The organism is Pseudomonas sp. TE3552 (genome assembly GCF_056278945.1).
The window spans coordinates 1,938,469-1,954,223 of the sequence record NZ_JBWBQJ010000001.1 but is presented as its reverse complement, the minus strand read 5'-3'; the positions used below and the strand labels follow the sequence as shown (position 1 = coordinate 1,954,223).

Sequence of the window (15,755 nt, the reverse complement as noted above, 5' to 3'; positions counted from 1 at the left end):
TTGTCAAAATCTACGAAAAAAAGGATGCCTCATCGCAAATACGCTGCTACATTTGGCGATGTTAACGTTAACTTTTCTAAAAACAAAAATAAAGAGGACTTTATGAAACAGCTCAAATCGCTCCTTCCAGCAACACTATTCACCCTTTTTGCCGGGCTTCCCGCCCTCTCGACCGCTGCCGATTTGACGATCTCGTGCGGTGCGGTGGGCGCGGAATTACAACTGTGCAAGGAGGCTGTCGAGGCATGGTCGAAACAGACCGGTAACCACGTCGAGGTGGTTTCCACGCCTAACTCGGCGACCGAACGGTTGTCGTTCTACCAACAGATCCTCAGTGCGCAGTCCAGCGACATCGACATCATTCAAATCGATATGGTGTGGCCGGGGATGCTCTCCAAACATCTGATGGACCTGCGCGAAGTGCTTCCCGCCAACGCGACCCAAGGCTACTTCCAGGCGCAGGTAGACAACGCCACAGTGAACGGACGGCTGGTGACGATGCCGTGGTTCACCGACTCGGGTCTGCTGTATTACCGCAAGGACTTGCTCGAGAAATACAACAAGCAAGTCCCCCAGACTTGGGAGGAAATGACCGCTACCGCCAGGGATGTACAACAGGCCGAGCGCAATGCCGGAAACGCCAACGCATGGGGGTACATCTTTCAAGGGCGCGCCTACGAAGGCCTGACGTGCAATGCGCTGGAATGGATCAGCAGCCAACCGCAAGGCGGACTGGTCAATCCTCAAGGCGACATCGTGGTCAACAGCCAGGCTTCAAAAGCTGCCTTGACCCTGGCCAAAAGCTGGGTAGGCGACATCTCCCCGCGTGGCGTCCTCAATTACACCGAGGAAGAAGGACGTGGCGTATTCCAGTCGGGCAATGCGCTGTTCATGCGTAACTGGCCGTATGTCTGGGCCCTGGTCCAAAGCCAGGACAGTGCAGTCAAAGACAAGGTTGGGGTCGCCCCGCTGCCCCGCGGTGGCGAGACCGGCACCCATGCCTCCACCCTCGGTGGGTGGGGCCTGGCGGTGTCGCGTTACAGCGCCCATCCAAAACTTGCCGCCGAGCTGGTGAGCTACCTGAGCAGTGCCCAACAGCAAAAACATCGGGCCCTGGTTGGCGGCTATAACCCGGTTATCGAGTCGCTCTATCAAGACCCCGAGCTGCTCGCGGCCATGCCTTATTACAGTCAGTTGCACAGCATCCTCAACGATGGGGTCATGCGCCCCGCCTCCATCACTGCCGCCCGTTATCCACGGGTCACCAATGCGTTCTTCGATCAAGTGCATGGTGTGCTGGCGGGCGAGCGGCCCGTCGATCAGGCGCTGGCCGACCTGGAAAGCGAACTCACGCGCATCAAACACCGGAACTGGTAAGCCACAAGGAAGGAAATCACCATGTCTGTCTCTTCGATCCATGCCCCCAGTGACGAGCTTCTCGTCACCCGGGAAACGCCCGTGCAGCGTCGACGGGTACGCGCCGCCTGGCTGTTTCTGACACCGATGCTGGTGTGTCTGGCCCTGGTGGCGGCCTGGCCGCTACTGCGCACATTCTGGTTCAGCCTGACCGATGCCAACCTGGCGGATACCAGCGGCGCAACCTTCGTTGGCTTGAGCAATTATCTGTTCCACAACGGCTCCAGTTGGTCGGGCATCCTGGTCGATCCACAATGGTGGAACGCGGTGCGCAACACCTTGCATTTCACCGTGGTATCGGTGGGGCTGGAAATCGTATTGGGGCTGCTGGTGGCGTTGCTGCTGAACATCAAGTTCACCGGCCGTTCCCTGGTGCGGGCGCTGATTCTGATTCCCTGGGCGATTCCGACCATTGTCTCGGCGAAGATCTGGTCGTGGATGCTCAACGACCAGTTCGGCATCATCAATCACCTGATGCTCAGCCTCGGGCTCATTGACGCACCCCTGGCCTGGACGGCGGATGCGGACCTGTCGATGTGGGCGGTGATCCTCGTCGACGTCTGGAAAACCGTGCCTTTTGTCACCCTGCTGATGCTCGCGGCCTTGCAGATGTTGCCGAGCGATTGCTACGAAGCCGCGAGGGTCGATGGCATTCATCCGCTGAAGGTGTTCTGGCGGGTCACGCTGCCACTGCTGATGCCCGCATTGCTGGTGGCGGCGATCTTCCGCATCCTCGACTCCCTGCGGGTGTTCGACGTGATCTATGTGCTGACCTCGAACTCGTCGAGCACCATGAGCATGTCGGTCTATGCCCGCCAACACTTGGTGGAGTTCCAGGACGTCGGTTACGGCAGCGCCGCCTCGACCCTGCTGTTTCTGGTCGTCGCAGTGATCGCCATGCTTTATCTGTACCTCGGACGCCGTCAACTGGAGGTCCGGTCATGAGCCCGCGCCTATTGAAAAAAGCACTGTTGCGCCTTGGGTTCTGGTGCCTGATCGGGGTGTTGCTGCTGTATGCGGTCTTCCCTTTCTACTACGCCATCGTCACGTCGCTGAAGCCGTCCAGCGCCTTGTTCGAGGTGAGCTACTGGATCAAAAACCCCGACTTCTCCAATTACGCGGCGGTGCTCAGCCAAGCCTCATTCCTGCGGGCTATCGGTAATTCGCTGGTGGTTGCACTTTGTGTGGTGACGCTGGCGCTGTTCCTCAGCCTGACCGCCGCTTATGCCTTGGGCCGGGTGAAATTCCGTGGGCGTGGCACGGTGTTGATGATGGTCCTTGGCGTGTCGATGTTTCCCCAGGTCGCGGTGCTGTCGGGGCTGTTCGAGGTGATCCGTGCCTTGGGCCTGTACAACACTTCCTGGGCGTTGATCCTCAGCTACACGATTTTCACCCTGCCCTTCACCGTCTGGGTGCTGACCACGTTCATGGGCCAACTGCCCCATGAACTGGAAGAAGCGGCAATCATGGATGGCGCCTCGCCCTGGATCACACTGACCCGAGTGCTGTTGCCGCTGCTCTGGCCCGCCCTGGTTACCACTGGCCTGCTGGCTTTCATTGCGGCGTGGAACGAGTTCCTATTTGCCCTGACCTTCACCCTCACCGACACCCAACGCACGGTGCCGGTGGCCATCGCCCTGATTTCCGGCGGCAGCCCCCATGAGTTGCCCTGGGGGCTGTTGATGGCCGCCTCGGTGCTGGTCACCGTCCCCCTGGTGATTCTGGTGCTGATCTTCCAGCGCCGAATCGTTTCCGGCCTCACTACCGGCGCGTTAAAGGGTTGATGCCCAACAAAGACAAGGAACAGCATCGTGATCAAATTGAAACTGGACAACGTGAACAAACAATTGGGCGGCGCGCGGATTCTTCGCGACGTCAGCCTGGAAATCGCCGCGGGTGAATTCGTGGTGTTCGTCGGCCCTTCGGGCTGTGGAAAGTCGACCCTGCTACGACTGATCGCCGGGCTGGATTCGATCTGCGGCGGAGACCTGTTGATCGACGGGCGTCGAGTCAACGACCTGGAACCGCGCGAGCGTGGCGTCGGCATGGTGTTTCAGTCTTATGCGCTGTACCCGCACATGAGCGTCTACGACAACATCAGCTTCGGTCTCAAATTGGCCAAGACGGAAAAGACCAGCCTGCGCGAGCGCGTGCTGAAAACCGCGCAAATCCTGCAATTGGACAAGCTGCTGCAACGCAAGCCAAAGGAACTGTCCGGTGGGCAGCGTCAGCGTGTGGCCATGGGCAGAGCCATGGCGCGGGAACCGGACATTCTGTTGTTCGATGAGCCGCTGTCCAACCTGGATGCCTCGTTGCGGGTGCAGATGCGCAACGAAATCGCCCGGCTGCATGCCCGACTGCGCTCGACCATGATCTACGTCACCCACGATCAAGTGGAAGCGATGACCCTGGCCGACAAAATTGTCGTGCTCAATGGCGGTCGCGTCGAGCAAGTGGGCTCACCGCGCGAACTCTATGAACGCCCGGCCAGCCGCTTTGTCGCCGGTTTTCTCGGCTCGCCCAGAATGAATTTTCTGCTGGCACACCTGCATGCGCCAGGCGAAACCAGCGTGGTTGAAAGCCCCGTACTGGGTATGACCTCCCTGCCCTTCGACAGCTCGAACCTGGCGGCAGGAGCGCAGATGAGCCTGGGAATTCGCCCGGAACACGTGTCGCTCAAGGCGGCAAATGGAACTGCTGGCGTGGTCGTGAGCGTCGTCGAATACCTGGGCAGCGAAACCTACGTGCACCTCGATACCGGGCAGGACGAACCACTGATCTGTCGTTGCGAGGTCAACGCCGGATGGCAGGTGGGCGATCGGGTCGAGCTGCAGCTGGATATCGACAATCTGCACCTGTTCGATGCCGACGGCACAGCCTTGAGGCGTCACCCGCAGGGCCTGGCAGACGGCGTCCCGCTGCACTCGGTACGAGAAGCAGCCCTATGACCTTGGCTTTGAATTCCATGAGCGATCCTATGTCCGCTACCCTTGAGCTTGCGCAGCATGCGCTGAATGATGGCCTGTCTCGGGTCATCGACGATTACCGCCCCGGTTATCACCTTGCGCCCCCGACAGGCTGGATGAACGACCCTAACGGAGTGGTGTACTTCCGTGGCGAGTATCACGTTTTCTATCAACACCACCCCTTTGACGCGAAGTGGGGCCCGATGTATTGGGGGCATGCCAAGAGTGCCGACCTGGTCCATTGGCAGCATCTGCCGATTGCGCTGGCGCCCGGCGATGACTTCGACCGTGACGGTTGTTTTTCCGGTAGCGCAGTGGTGTGTGGAGATACCCTGGCACTGATCTACACCGGGCACACTTGGCTGAAGGGCGTGGGTGACGAAAGCGCAATTCGTCAAGTCCAGTGCCTGGCCACCAGTGTCGACGGCATTCGTTTCGTCAAGCATGGCGCCGTCATCGACACCGCGCCGCAAGACACGATCATGCACTTTCGAGACCCCAAGGTATGGCAAGAGGACGACTATTGGTACCTGATTGCTGGCGCACGGCTGGGCGATCAACCGCTGCTGCCGCTGTACCGCTCCACCGATCTGCACACCTGGGAGTTCCTTGACTATGTGGCCAGCGGCAGTGAAGGCGATGGCTATATGTGGGAATGCCCGGATCTGTTTCGACTGAACGGGCGCGATGTGTTGTTGTACTCCCCTCAGGGCATGCAGCAACCCCAGGGTTACGAACGGCTCAACAAGTACCAGACCGGTTATCGAGTGGGCCAACTCGACAGCAAATGGCACTTCACCGGCGGTCCTTTCATCGAGCTGGATAATGGCCACGATTTCTATGCCGCGCAAACGCTAGTGGCCGCCGATGGTCGGCGCCTGGTATGGGCGTGGCTCGACATGTGGGAAAGCCCGATGCCGAGCCAGGCCCATCACTGGTGCGGCATGCTCGGTTTGCCACGCGAACTGGAACTGCATGACGATCGCCTTTGCGTGTATCCGGCACGGGAGCTCACCGCTCTGCGCGAGGCGCCATTGCCGGGTACGTCCTGGTGGGATGGTTCGGGGGCCCGGCGGGTGCCGGAAGTGAATGGCGACAGGCTCGAAATCCATGTGCATCTGGATCTGCTCGGTTGCACCGACGGGCACTTGGGAATCGCCTTGCGCTGCAGTGACGATGATGGTGAAGAAACCTTGCTCTACTACGATGTGGCGCTGCAGCGTCTGGTGCTGGACCGCAGCCGCTCGGGTGCGCAAGTTACCGGTCAGCGCAGTGTGCCGATAGACCCGACACAGGAGCGGTTGGCGCTGCGTGTGTTCCTCGATCGCTCGTCCATCGAGGTGTTCGACGAAAACGGGGGCTTCAGCCTCAGCAGCCGCCTCTATCCGCGGCCCGACAGTCTGGGGGTGAAGCTTGTGGCAAGCGGCGGTGGCGGGCGCGTGCGCATTCCAAGAGCGTGGCCTCTGGCCTCGGGATGGCTGTGAGCGGCGTCATTCGAGTCGCGAGAAACCCGAGCCCTGTGTCATGATTCTGCGTCAACCTGACCGGCCTCGCCTCGCATGACTTCAGTGAAAGACGTTGCACAACTGGCCGGCGTATCGCTGATGACGGTTTCTCGAGCGCTCAACAACCCGGAAAAACTGAGCCCCGAAACCCTTCAGCGGGTGCGTCGCGCCATTGATGAACTGCAATTCGTACCGAGCCTGTCGGCGCGCAAGATGCGCGGCGACAACCTCCAGTCGCGCACCATCGGTGTGTTCGCGCTGGACACCGCGACCACACCGTTCGCAGTGGAGCTGCTGCTGTCCATCGAACAGACAGCGCAGCAGGCCGGCTGGAATGTCTTCATCCTTAACCTGTTGAGCAACCCGCCCACTGACCAGAACATCGACCTGATGCTGTCGCACCGCCCCGACGGGTTGATCGTCAGCGCCATGGGCTTTCGCCACGTCAGCATTCCCGAGCGCTTGAAGAGCAAACCGCTGGTACTCGCCAATTGCCTGGCCGATGACAGTCGCCTGGTCAGTTATGTGCCGGATGACGAAACAGGTCAGTATCGAGCCGTGCATCACGCGTTGAGCCAAGGCTATCGGCGCCCACTGTGCATCAATCTGCCCAAACAGAGCCTGGCCTGGGGGCTGCGACAAGAAGGCCTGCTGCGCGCCTGTCAGGCATTCGGGCTGGCGCCTGACGCGCTCCTGCAATACGACCTTTCCGACCATGACGCCTACGGTGAAACCGCAGCCATCCTCGACCGGCACATCATTGAAGGTCGTCCGCAATTCGACATTCTGATCTGTGGCAACGACCGCATCGCGTTTTGTGCCTATCAACTGTTGTTGGGCCGTGGCCTGAAAATTCCCGACGATGTCGCAGTGCTCGGCTACGACAACATGATCGGCATCGCTGAACTGTTCATCCCGCCGCTGACCACGGTGCAATTGCCGTACTACGAAATCGGTCGCAATGCGGCCCGGCATTTGATCGAGACCCTCGAGGTATCGGGAGCCCAGCCCGTCGATTGTCCATTGGTGGTCAGGGCGTCGCTATGAGGGCGACTCTCATCCTGCGCTCCATGCTGCAAAAACAGATGGCCCCAGAACAGAGCATGGCGATTCGGCAATTCCCGCGACTGGTGCATTGATCACCTTTTCTGCCTTCGTAGCCCTGTAGCCATCAGATCGAATCCCCTCCACTGCACGGGCGACAGGCTGACGAACTGCCGACCGCACCGGCTGGCAAACAACTTGCTTAGGTCAGATCAGGCTTGAGCCATCAACGACGATGGCTTCGCAAACTTCACGGGCAACGGCGTCCGCTTACTTGCACATTGCGGCAGGTGAGCGTGCGCCGTTTTTGCTTTATCCCGGCATAAGAAGGAAATCCTCATGTCTGTTCAAGGAATGCACCCCCCGGGTCATGCCATCGCCAATCTGCACAGCGATGGTGGCAAGTCCTACCCGGCCAGCACAACATTCGCCAAGGCATTGTTCGAACCGGGCATGGCCCTGCTCGAACGCAGCAGGGTCGGCCTCTGGTTACCGCTCGGGTTGGCACTTGGTGCCTGCGGCCTCGCGCTAGCCGGACAGCCCGCCAGCGCACTGCCCCTGATACCTAGCGCGCTCTACCTGGGGTGCGCCTGGCACCTTCGCGAGCGTCATCAACGTCATCTACAGAGATTCTGGGACACTGAACTGGCACAGCTGCTGCGCAACTCCCGGGAGGCCGACCCCGCGACGCTATTGGTGGCCGCCAGCATGCAACTGCGTAACAGCGAACGGCTGCGCAGCGAAGTACAGTTCGCCAGTCGTGCCCTGGAGCAGATGGCCCAGCAGGCCAGCGACCAGGGTGAGGAGCAGAGCCAACGGATCGCCATGATCGCTGCCGCCAGCGAGCAGATCGATCAGACTCTGCACAGCATCGAGGCCTTGGCCCAAGGTGCACTGGCAGCCTTCGCCAACGCCCATGCCCAGAGCGAAGCCGGTTGTCTGCAGGCGCGCTCAGTGGGTGGCAGCATGCTCACCATTCAGCAGAGTCTGGGCAATACCGCACACGCCGTTGAAGCGTTATTGCAGCGCACGACTGCGGTGGAAAGCACCGTCAATAGCATCCAGGCACTGGCCAGACAGACCCAGTTGCTGGCGCTCAACGCCTCCATCGAGGCGGCCCGCGCCGGCGAGCATGGTCGCGGTTTTGCCGTGGTCGCCGAGGAGGTCCGCAGCCTGGCTCAGGCCACCGACCGGGCTACCAGTGAAATCACCACGGCCGCGACGGCGATCGCCACCGCCGTGCGCCAGGTGGATGGCGAAGTTAAAGAACACCGCGCGCTGCTGGAAGCCGGCAGCCAACAGAGCGAACTCCTCGCCGCCAACCTCGATGACCTGGCGCAACATAGCCAGACCAATCTGCAACACCTCGGCGCCATGCAACAGGCGCTCAGCGAGCACCAACAAGCCAATCATGCCCTCAGCGAACAGTTGCAACAGGTCAATGGGGCGGTACAGGAGCAGAGTCTGCAAACCCATGCGCTGCATGACTTGACCCGTTATCTCAAGCAACTCACCGTCGGAAGCCGCCCATGAATCTACCACTGGCCGCAGCACTCGATACCGGGCACTCCCGACGAATCCATCTGCCACAAAACGACGCGGGACTCAGACAGATGCTTTTGCTGGGGCTCGACCTGTTGCAAGGTCTGCAACAGCATCGAGGCCTCGGCGGACAGATCACTCGCGAGGCACAGCAACGTTGCCAGGCACTGGGTCACTTGCTCGATCAACGCTGGAAGGAATGGCCGTATTCCGCGCAGTGCCAGGCCTGGAGCGCGTTACGCCGCGACCCTGCGGATTTCGATGGGCATTGCCGGTTGCTGCAGGACCTGCTCGGCGCCATCCAGCACCTGGAACTGCAACGCTGTGCGCTGAATCTGACGCCGCCGAGCATCGCCGAACGCTGCTGGGAACTTGAAGACCTGGGACGGCTGCGCGGCCTGTCGGTGCGCGCAGCCGCCCATCAGTGTTGCCCGTTGGAAATGCTTGTTCAATTGCAGTACCTGCACGAGCGCTTGCACAGGCATGCCCCCCGCTCGCTGCACGATGCTCTGGAACGGCTGCAACGCGGCCTGATCGGTACCACGACAGTGTCCATCGCCCCGGCGGAGTGCTACGCCCTCCTCACCCCATTGCTCGACGAACGCCTCGACGCCATCCGCCGGGATCTGGGCTGAGGTGATAGCCGCTGGTTAGCCGCAAGAAGATCCGTAGTTGCTTGTTTTCCTACAGATTCTCATCCAGGAACCCCACCACCGTTCCCATGCAGCCGACCCGCTCCTCGACATGGGGCATGTGGCTGGAGTTTTCGAACAACGCCCAACGAACATTCGGGATCTGCTGCAAAAAGGGTCTGACCACCGTCGGTGTTGCCTCATCGTAGTGACCGGAGATCACCAGCGTCGGCACGTTGATCTGCGGTAAACGGTCGACGATGGTCCAGTCTTTCAGGCTGCCTATCACATGAAATTCCGTCGGCCCGCTCATCGCATGGTAAACGGTGGGATCGGCATCGACCTGGGCAAACGTACGCGCGACTTCTTCGGGCCAGGGAATGACGCGACACACATGATTGTCGTAAAAGACCCTCGAGGCTTTTTGATAGGCGTCCGCTTGAAAATCCCCTGCCCGTTCGTACTCAAGCAATGTTTCATGGACACCGGCAGGCAGCAGTTGACGTAAACGGTTGGCTTCCTGAACCCAGACGCGCATGTCCGACGGGGAATTGGCGAGGATCAAGGCCCGTAGTCCCGCAGGTTGCCGCACCGCGTGTTCGCTGGCGAGCATGCCGCCCCAGGATTGCCCCAGGAGTGCGTAATTGTCGCTGATGCCCAGATGATCCAGCAGGTTGTCCAGCTCCTCGAGAAACAGCGCTACGTTCCAGAACGAGGTGTCTTTTTCCGGCAGGTGGGTCGAGCGACCGTTCCCCAATTGATCGTAATGCACCACCGCCCGCCCACTCGCGGCGATGTCCTTGTAGGCATCGACGTAATCATGCGTGCAGCCCGGGCCGCCATGCAGAATCACCAGTGGTGTGTGTTTACCGTCGAGGTGACCGGTGATGCGATACCAGGTCTGATAGAGACCAAAAGATGCGAAGCCTTCGCGTGTTCCGATAGATTCCATTTCGTCGTGTCGCCCCTGAAAAACGTACGGCACACGATAGCGGGATCAGGCCCTCGAAATAACTAGAGAAACAGATAGGTTTCTGCCCTGTTTCAGCTATCGAACAACCGATAGTGGGTAGCCCGGACCACTGCCTGGACCCGGTTCTTGGCACCGAGTTTATGCATGGCCGAGGTCAGGTGGAGGGTAATGGTGGCCAATGAGCGATTCAGTTGCTGGGCAATCTCTACGCCGGTCAGGCCCTCGGCGGCCCATTTAAGGCATTCACGTTCACGCTTGGTCAGACGAACGGGAGGCGTGTGAGCCTCTTTGCCAAGCAACGGATAGGCCGCTTCCTGAAAGGCATGGGAAATCAGGCTGAAATCCGCCAGGGTCTGCCGGGCATCGTGCAATACACTGGTGCTGCTGCCGGTACGCAGGCCCGTCAAGGAGGCAAAACCACCTCTGGGCAGATGAATCGGGACCGACACTCCGCAGGTCATCTGCGAGTCTTCCAGATAACTCACCACGGGCGCATGGCACTGACTGATGACCGGTTCCAGCAAGGTGCCCGTCCCGCTTTTATAGGACCAGACAAAAGGTGAAACACAATTGAGTGCCACCTGCTGAACAGGGTCGATCTGGTAGTAACCTTCTGCGCACCAACGCGAATACCAATCGGCTGGAGTGTTGCGCAATTTGAGCACCGAGGGTGTGATCAACTTGCCTTCATGGTCAAGCGGCACGGGGCTGTAGTCGTACACCAAGGCATCGAAGCCCAGCTCCTTGGCCAGTAGCAAAGCATTGTCCATCTGCTCATCCAGGCTCTTGCCCGGCAACAGACGGGGATTGAGGTCAGATAGCTTACTCAGCATCCATTGCGCTCCCTAAGTAATTTCAATCCTGAAATTTGGCCCGTAGAATGCCACGCCTCGGCGAGGGACTGCCAGACCAAACCTATAACAAATACCAGCTTTTGGGTGCATGACTTCCTCAGTAAGGTTGAGTCATTTGGTCAGCATTCGGCCAACATCATGAAAGGGAGCGTTGCGATGTGGCGTGAGATAGAACCGGACCAGCAATATAACGTCGAGGTCGACGGCCATAACCTGGTGGTCTACAGCTTTGGCGAGGGCGATGAGGTGCTGCTGTGCCTCAACGGCGGCCCGGGGCTTGCGTGCGATTATCTGCGTGACGCCCATGGCTGGCTCAAGGACAAGGGGTTGCGCGTTGTCGCCTTCGACCAGCTCGGCACCGGAGCGTCCGACCGCCCCGAAGACCCGGCCCTGTGGGATATCACCCGGTATGTCGCTGAAGTGGAAACCGTCCGCCAGGCCCTCGACCTGGGCCGAGTGCACTTGCTGGGGCATTCCTGGGGCGGCTGGCTGGCGATCGAATATGCCGTTCACCACCCTCACGCACTCAAGACCCTGATTCTGGAAAACACCGTAGGCGATATCCCGCACCTGTCGCAGGAACTGGAGCGCCTGCGTGGCGCGCTGGGCAGCGAAACCGTGGCCATGATGCAACGCCATGAAGCCATGGGCACGCTCGATCACCCGCAATACCAAGCGGCAATCACCCTCCTCAACTATCGCCACGTCTGCCGCCTGGACGAATGGCCGGCTCCGGTCACCCGTTCGCTGGGCGACTGGAACATGGGGCCCTACACCACCATGCAGGGGCCAAACGAGTTTCTCTACGTCGGCAACCTGAAAAACTGGAACCGTCTGCAGGAAATGGCCGACTTCACGATGCCGGTGCTGATTACCACCGGCCAGCACGATGAACTGACGCCCGCCTGTGCCATGCGCATGAAAATGGCGCTCAAGGATGTCGAACTGCATGTGTTCCCCAACAGCAGTCATATGCCCTTCTACGAAGAGCCTCACGCCTACTTTCCGGTGTTGCTGGACTTCCTCCAGCGGCATCGAGGTTAGTCGATGAATCTGTCGCGTTACCGGTTCATCCTGTCACGGCCGCTGCAACTGCTGCCGGTGCTGTTCGGCATCAGTCTCATCACGTTTGTGCTGGTGCGCTCGATTCCCGGCGACCCGGCGCGTGCCCTGCTCGGCTCGCGCAGTACGCCGGAGGGGCTGATCAGGATTCGTGCTCAGTTCGGCCTCGATCAGCCGCTGTGGATGCAGTACTTCTACTTCCTGAAAAACCTCTTCAAGGGCGACCTCGGCCAGTCGTTACTCTACAAAGTCGATGCCTTGAAGCTGATCAGCACGCGAATCGAACCCACGCTGTTTCTGGTGCTTGGCAGCGTGTTGCTGGCGTTGTTGATCGCCGTGCCGCTGGCCACCATTGCGGCCCGTGGCAAAGGTGGGTGGAGCGACAACCTGATCCGTCTGTTCACCACCGCGGGCCTCGGCATGCCGGCGTTCTGGCTGGGCATCATGTTGATCCTGCTGTTCAGTGTGCAATTGGGTTGGTTCCCGGTTTCGGGCTATGGCAGCACTTGGCTGGACAAACTGCACCATATGGTCCTGCCCTGCCTGACCATTGCGCTGGCGTTGTCGGCGGTACTGGTGCGCAATCTGCGGGCGAGCATGCTGATGGAATTGCAAACCGACCATGTCACGGCTGCCCGAGCGCGCGGTCTGTCTGAAGACGCCATATTTCGTCGGCATGTGCTGCCCAACTCGCTGGTACCCGCGGTCAATTTGCTGGCGGTGAACATCGGTTGGTTGATCAGCGGCACGGTCGTCATCGAAAGCCTGTTCGCCATTCCCGGGATCGGCCAGTTGTTGGTCCGTGGCATCTTCACCCGTGACTATATGGTGGTCCAGGGCGTGGCGATGGTGCTGGCCTGCGCCACCGTCGCCGTGAATTTTCTCGCTGATGTGGTCACGGTAGCGATCGACCCCCGGGTGAAAATCCGATGAGCAGCCAGGCTACGATTGCCCCGCGCCTGAACCTCGGCCTCGGTTTACGCAACCGTCGTCTGGCCATGGGCCTGGGCCTGACAATCCTGCTCGGCTGGGCATTGCTGGCGATTTTCGCACCGTGGATCGCCCCCTTCGATCCCATCGCGCAGAACACGGACATCCGCCTGTTGGCACCCACTCTGGACCACCCGTTCGGCACCGACAATTTTGGCCGCGACGTGTTGTCCAGAGTCATCTGGGCGGCCCGTGTCGATTTGCAGCTGGCACTGATCGGGGTGATTTTTCCGTTTCTGATCGGTACCTGTGTCGGAGCTTTGTCCGGCTACATCGGCGGGCGTTTCGACACGCTGTGCATGCGCCTGATCGATATTATTCTGGCCTTCCCGTTTCTGGTGTTGATGCTGGCGATCATGGCAATCCTGGGCCCCGGGCTGATGAGTTTCTATATCGCCATGGCACTGGTGGGCTGGGTGTCCTACGCGCGGTTGATCCGCTCGCAGATCCTGATACTCAAGGAAAGCGATTTTGCCCTGGCCGGCAAAAGCCTCGGCTTCGGCCATGGACGGATTCTGTTTCGGCATCTGCTGCCGAACGCGATGTTCGGCTCGATCGTGTTTTCCATGTCCGATGCGGTGCTGGTTCTGCTTAACGGCGCGGCGGTGAGTTATCTCGGCCTCGGGGTGCAACCGCCGACCGCCGAATGGGGCACGATGGTCGCCGAAGGCCAGAGTTTCATCACCTCCGCCTGGTGGATCTGCACCTTCCCGGGGCTGGCGATCGTCACCCTGGCCATGGGTTTCAGCCTGCTGGCCGACGCGGTCGCCGAACATCTGGGTGAGCGCTCATGAGTACGCCTGTGCTTAAAGTCGAAGAGCTCAGCGTCATCGCCCGCAAGGGTGAACATGAGGTCACTCTGGTGGATCGCCTGTCGTTCGAGCTGGCCGAGGGTGAGGTCCTGGGATTGGTGGGCGAAAGCGGCTCCGGCAAGACCATGGCCTGTCGCGGCTTGATGCGGCTGCTGCCGTCGCCGGACCTGCGAGTAGAAGGCACGACCGTGCAACTGGCCGGGGAAAACCTGCTGCGCCTGGACGAGGCCGGCATGCGCCGCATGCGCGGGCGTCAGTTGGGGATGATCTTCCAGAACCCCAGCAGCCATCTCGATCCGTTGATGCGCATCGGCGAGCAGATTGGCGAAGGCATTCGTCTGCATCAGGGCGCCAGCAAACATGAAGCCCGCGCCCAGGCCATCGAGGTACTTCGGCAAGTGGGTATTCCCGATCCGCAGTGGCGGGTCGACAGTTACCCTCACGAATTTTCCGGCGGCATGCGTCAGCGGGCGATGATCGCCGTAGCCCTGGGTTGCAACCCGAATGTGCTGATCGCCGACGAACCGACCACCGCCCTCGACGTCACGGTGCAAGCGCAGATTCTGCGCCTGTTGCTCAACCTGCGTGACCAGCGTGGCCTGTCGATCATCATGATCACCCATGACCTGGGGGTGGTTGCCCAGACCTGCGACTCGATTGCCGTGATGTACGCCGGACGCTTGTGCGAGCACGGCAACAAACACGAGGTGTTGGCCCACCCACGCCATCCTTACACCGCTGGATTGATCGACTGTCAGCCGGCCACCAGTCACGGTCACGCCTTGCTCAAAACCATTGCCGGGCAACCGCCCCTGCTCGACGCCCTGCCCCCTGGTTGTCGCTTCAATCCACGCTGTCAGCAATCCAGCAACCCATGCACATCACTGCTGCCGAGTTTGCAGCCGGTTACCTCTGGGCACCGCATCGCTTGCCATTACCCCTTGACCGCCGGAGGCCGCTCATGACGCTGCTCGACGTCAAGGACCTGCAGGTGCGCTTCGCCGCTCCGGGCAGTGGCCTGCTGGGCATGAACCGGCAATGGCTGACGGCGGTCAACGGCGTTTCGCTGACCCTCTCGGCCGGTGAAACACTGGGGCTGGTCGGCGAGTCGGGCAGCGGTAAAAGCAGCCTGGGGCGGGCGATCCTGCACCTCAACGAGATTTTCGCCGGGCAGGTGCTGTTCGATGGAGTCGACATGGCCCACGCCGGGAAGGTCGACATCCAGAGGCTGCGCCATGAGACGGCGATGGTTTTTCAGGACCCTTACGCCGCCCTCAACCCACGCCTGAGTATCGGCCAGACCCTGGCGGAAGTGCTGCGGGTACAACGCAAGGTGCCCGAGCCGTTGATTGCCGCCCGCGTCGATGAACTGCTGACCCTGGTCGGTCTGCGCCCGGAATTGGCCTCGCGCAAACCACGCGCCTTGAGTGGCGGCCAATGTCAGCGTGTCGGGATCGCCCGGGCACTGGCCGTGGAGCCGCGTCTGATCGTCGCCGATGAATGCGTGGCCGCGCTGGACGTGTCCATCCAGGGGCAAATCATCAACCTGCTGCTGGAACTGCGCGAGCGCATGAACCTGGCGATTATATTCATCGCCCATGACCTGGCGATCGTGCGCCGGCTCTGTGATCGAGTGGCGGTGATGTACCTGGGCAAGATCGTCGAAGAAGGACCGGTGGAGGACGTGTTCCGCTCCCCGCGACATCCTTATACCGCCGCCCTGATCCAGTCGATTCCGGAAATCGACCCGGCCCGCACACTACCCAGTGACCCAATGCCCGGTGAGCCGCCCAGTCCTTTGCAGCGGCCCTCCGGCTGCGCCTTTCACCCGCGCTGTCGCTACGTTCGCCCTAGCTGTAGCCAGGTGGCGCCCCCTACCCGTCAACTCGAAGCCCGCCGTTACGACTGCGTGCTCGAGGAGCCACTGCTTTAAAAAACACTGCACCCATCAAGAAGGAG

At 60.5% G+C, this 15,755-nt stretch carries 15 protein-coding genes; 13 read left to right on the top strand and 2 right to left on the bottom strand.

Annotated elements, in window-relative coordinates:
- Positions 1–102: 102 nt before the first annotated feature.
- From ACZ9BB_RS08575 to ACZ9BB_RS08540, 8 genes are all read left to right on the top strand, one after another.
- A complete protein-coding gene (locus ACZ9BB_RS08575) occupies positions 103–1,377 on the top strand; it encodes an ABC transporter substrate-binding protein (protein WP_476213380.1) in 1,275 nt (424 codons plus the stop codon).
- Positions 1,378–1,398: 21 nt separating this feature from the next.
- The gene (locus ACZ9BB_RS08570; protein ID WP_476213379.1) at positions 1,399–2,361 is read left to right on the top strand and encodes a carbohydrate ABC transporter permease; all 963 of its coding nucleotides are present in this window, start codon (positions 1,399–1,401) and stop codon (positions 2,359–2,361) included.
- Complete coding sequence (locus ACZ9BB_RS08565; protein WP_476213378.1) at positions 2,358–3,200, top strand: carbohydrate ABC transporter permease; 843 nt, start codon at positions 2,358–2,360, stop codon at positions 3,198–3,200. Before ACZ9BB_RS08570 ends, ACZ9BB_RS08565 begins: the two co-directional genes overlap by 4 nt.
- Before the next feature lie 27 nt (positions 3,201–3,227).
- Entirely contained in the window at positions 3,228–4,364 is a 1,137-nt protein-coding gene (locus ACZ9BB_RS08560) for an ABC transporter ATP-binding protein (RefSeq protein WP_476213377.1), read from the top strand.
- A complete protein-coding gene (locus ACZ9BB_RS08555) occupies positions 4,361–5,866 on the top strand; it encodes a glycoside hydrolase family 32 protein (protein ID WP_476213376.1) in 1,506 nt (501 codons plus the stop codon). Before ACZ9BB_RS08560 ends, ACZ9BB_RS08555 begins: the two co-directional genes overlap by 4 nt.
- A 75-nt stretch (positions 5,867–5,941) precedes the next feature.
- Positions 5,942–6,934 (top strand): LacI family DNA-binding transcriptional regulator, encoded by a 993-nt coding sequence (locus ACZ9BB_RS08550; protein ID WP_476213375.1) that lies wholly within the window; start codon positions 5,942–5,944, stop codon positions 6,932–6,934.
- Between the two features lie 336 nt (positions 6,935–7,270).
- A complete protein-coding gene (locus ACZ9BB_RS08545) occupies positions 7,271–8,464 on the top strand; it encodes a methyl-accepting chemotaxis protein (RefSeq protein WP_476213374.1) in 1,194 nt (397 codons plus the stop codon).
- A complete protein-coding gene (locus ACZ9BB_RS08540) occupies positions 8,461–9,108 on the top strand; it encodes a hypothetical protein (protein ID WP_476213373.1) in 648 nt (215 codons plus the stop codon). Before ACZ9BB_RS08545 ends, ACZ9BB_RS08540 begins: the two co-directional genes overlap by 4 nt.
- 49 nt (positions 9,109–9,157) lie before the next feature.
- Here ACZ9BB_RS08540 and ACZ9BB_RS08535 read toward each other — a convergent pair whose 3' ends face one another.
- Positions 9,158–10,057: a proline iminopeptidase-family hydrolase gene (locus ACZ9BB_RS08535; RefSeq protein ID WP_476213372.1), complete on the bottom strand. Its 900-nt coding sequence runs from the start codon at positions 10,055–10,057 to the stop codon at positions 9,158–9,160.
- A gap of 92 nt (positions 10,058–10,149) precedes the next feature.
- On the bottom strand, positions 10,150–10,911 hold the full coding sequence (locus tag ACZ9BB_RS08530; protein WP_476213371.1) for a LuxR family transcriptional regulator: 762 nt from the start codon (positions 10,909–10,911) through the stop codon (positions 10,150–10,152).
- A 177-nt stretch (positions 10,912–11,088) separates the two neighbouring features.
- Here ACZ9BB_RS08530 and ACZ9BB_RS08525 point away from each other — a divergent pair, with 177 nt between their 5' ends.
- From ACZ9BB_RS08525 to ACZ9BB_RS08505, 5 genes are read left to right on the top strand one after another with little or no spacing between them, the layout of a single operon-like run.
- A complete protein-coding gene (locus ACZ9BB_RS08525) occupies positions 11,089–11,976 on the top strand; it encodes a proline iminopeptidase-family hydrolase (protein ID WP_476213370.1) in 888 nt (295 codons plus the stop codon).
- Between the two features lie 3 nt (positions 11,977–11,979).
- Positions 11,980–12,927, top strand: coding sequence for an ABC transporter permease (locus ACZ9BB_RS08520; protein WP_476213369.1), 948 nt, complete (start codon positions 11,980–11,982; stop codon positions 12,925–12,927).
- Complete coding sequence (locus ACZ9BB_RS08515; protein WP_476213368.1) at positions 12,924–13,778, top strand: ABC transporter permease; 855 nt, start codon at positions 12,924–12,926, stop codon at positions 13,776–13,778. The genes ACZ9BB_RS08520 and ACZ9BB_RS08515 overlap by 4 nt, the downstream gene beginning before the upstream one ends.
- Positions 13,775–14,761: an ABC transporter ATP-binding protein gene (locus ACZ9BB_RS08510; protein ID WP_476213367.1), complete on the top strand. Its 987-nt coding sequence runs from the start codon at positions 13,775–13,777 to the stop codon at positions 14,759–14,761. The genes ACZ9BB_RS08515 and ACZ9BB_RS08510 overlap by 4 nt, the downstream gene beginning before the upstream one ends.
- On the top strand, positions 14,758–15,729 hold the full coding sequence (locus ACZ9BB_RS08505; protein ID WP_476213366.1) for an ABC transporter ATP-binding protein: 972 nt from the start codon (positions 14,758–14,760) through the stop codon (positions 15,727–15,729). The genes ACZ9BB_RS08510 and ACZ9BB_RS08505 overlap by 4 nt, the downstream gene beginning before the upstream one ends.
- Positions 15,730–15,755 lie beyond the last annotated feature (26 nt).

Coding starts and splice junctions, on each gene's coding strand:
- ACZ9BB_RS08575 (WP_476213380.1), top strand. CDS start 103: ATGAAACAGCTCAAATCGCTCCTTCCAGCAACACTATTCACCCTTTTT.
- ACZ9BB_RS08570 (WP_476213379.1), top strand. CDS start 1,399: ATGTCTGTCTCTTCGATCCATGCCCCCAGTGACGAGCTTCTCGTCACC.
- ACZ9BB_RS08565 (WP_476213378.1), top strand. CDS start 2,358: ATGAGCCCGCGCCTATTGAAAAAAGCACTGTTGCGCCTTGGGTTCTGG.
- ACZ9BB_RS08555 (WP_476213376.1), top strand. CDS start 4,361: ATGACCTTGGCTTTGAATTCCATGAGCGATCCTATGTCCGCTACCCTT.
- ACZ9BB_RS08550 (WP_476213375.1), top strand. CDS start 5,942: ATGACTTCAGTGAAAGACGTTGCACAACTGGCCGGCGTATCGCTGATG.
- ACZ9BB_RS08545 (WP_476213374.1), top strand. CDS start 7,271: ATGTCTGTTCAAGGAATGCACCCCCCGGGTCATGCCATCGCCAATCTG.
- ACZ9BB_RS08540 (WP_476213373.1), top strand. CDS start 8,461: ATGAATCTACCACTGGCCGCAGCACTCGATACCGGGCACTCCCGACGA.
- ACZ9BB_RS08535 (WP_476213372.1), bottom strand. CDS start 10,057: ATGGAATCTATCGGAACACGCGAAGGCTTCGCATCTTTTGGTCTCTAT.
- ACZ9BB_RS08530 (WP_476213371.1), bottom strand. CDS start 10,911: ATGCTGAGTAAGCTATCTGACCTCAATCCCCGTCTGTTGCCGGGCAAG.
- ACZ9BB_RS08525 (WP_476213370.1), top strand. CDS start 11,089: ATGTGGCGTGAGATAGAACCGGACCAGCAATATAACGTCGAGGTCGAC.
- ACZ9BB_RS08520 (WP_476213369.1), top strand. CDS start 11,980: ATGAATCTGTCGCGTTACCGGTTCATCCTGTCACGGCCGCTGCAACTG.
- ACZ9BB_RS08515 (WP_476213368.1), top strand. CDS start 12,924: ATGAGCAGCCAGGCTACGATTGCCCCGCGCCTGAACCTCGGCCTCGGT.
- ACZ9BB_RS08510 (WP_476213367.1), top strand. CDS start 13,775: ATGAGTACGCCTGTGCTTAAAGTCGAAGAGCTCAGCGTCATCGCCCGC.
- ACZ9BB_RS08505 (WP_476213366.1), top strand. CDS start 14,758: ATGACGCTGCTCGACGTCAAGGACCTGCAGGTGCGCTTCGCCGCTCCG.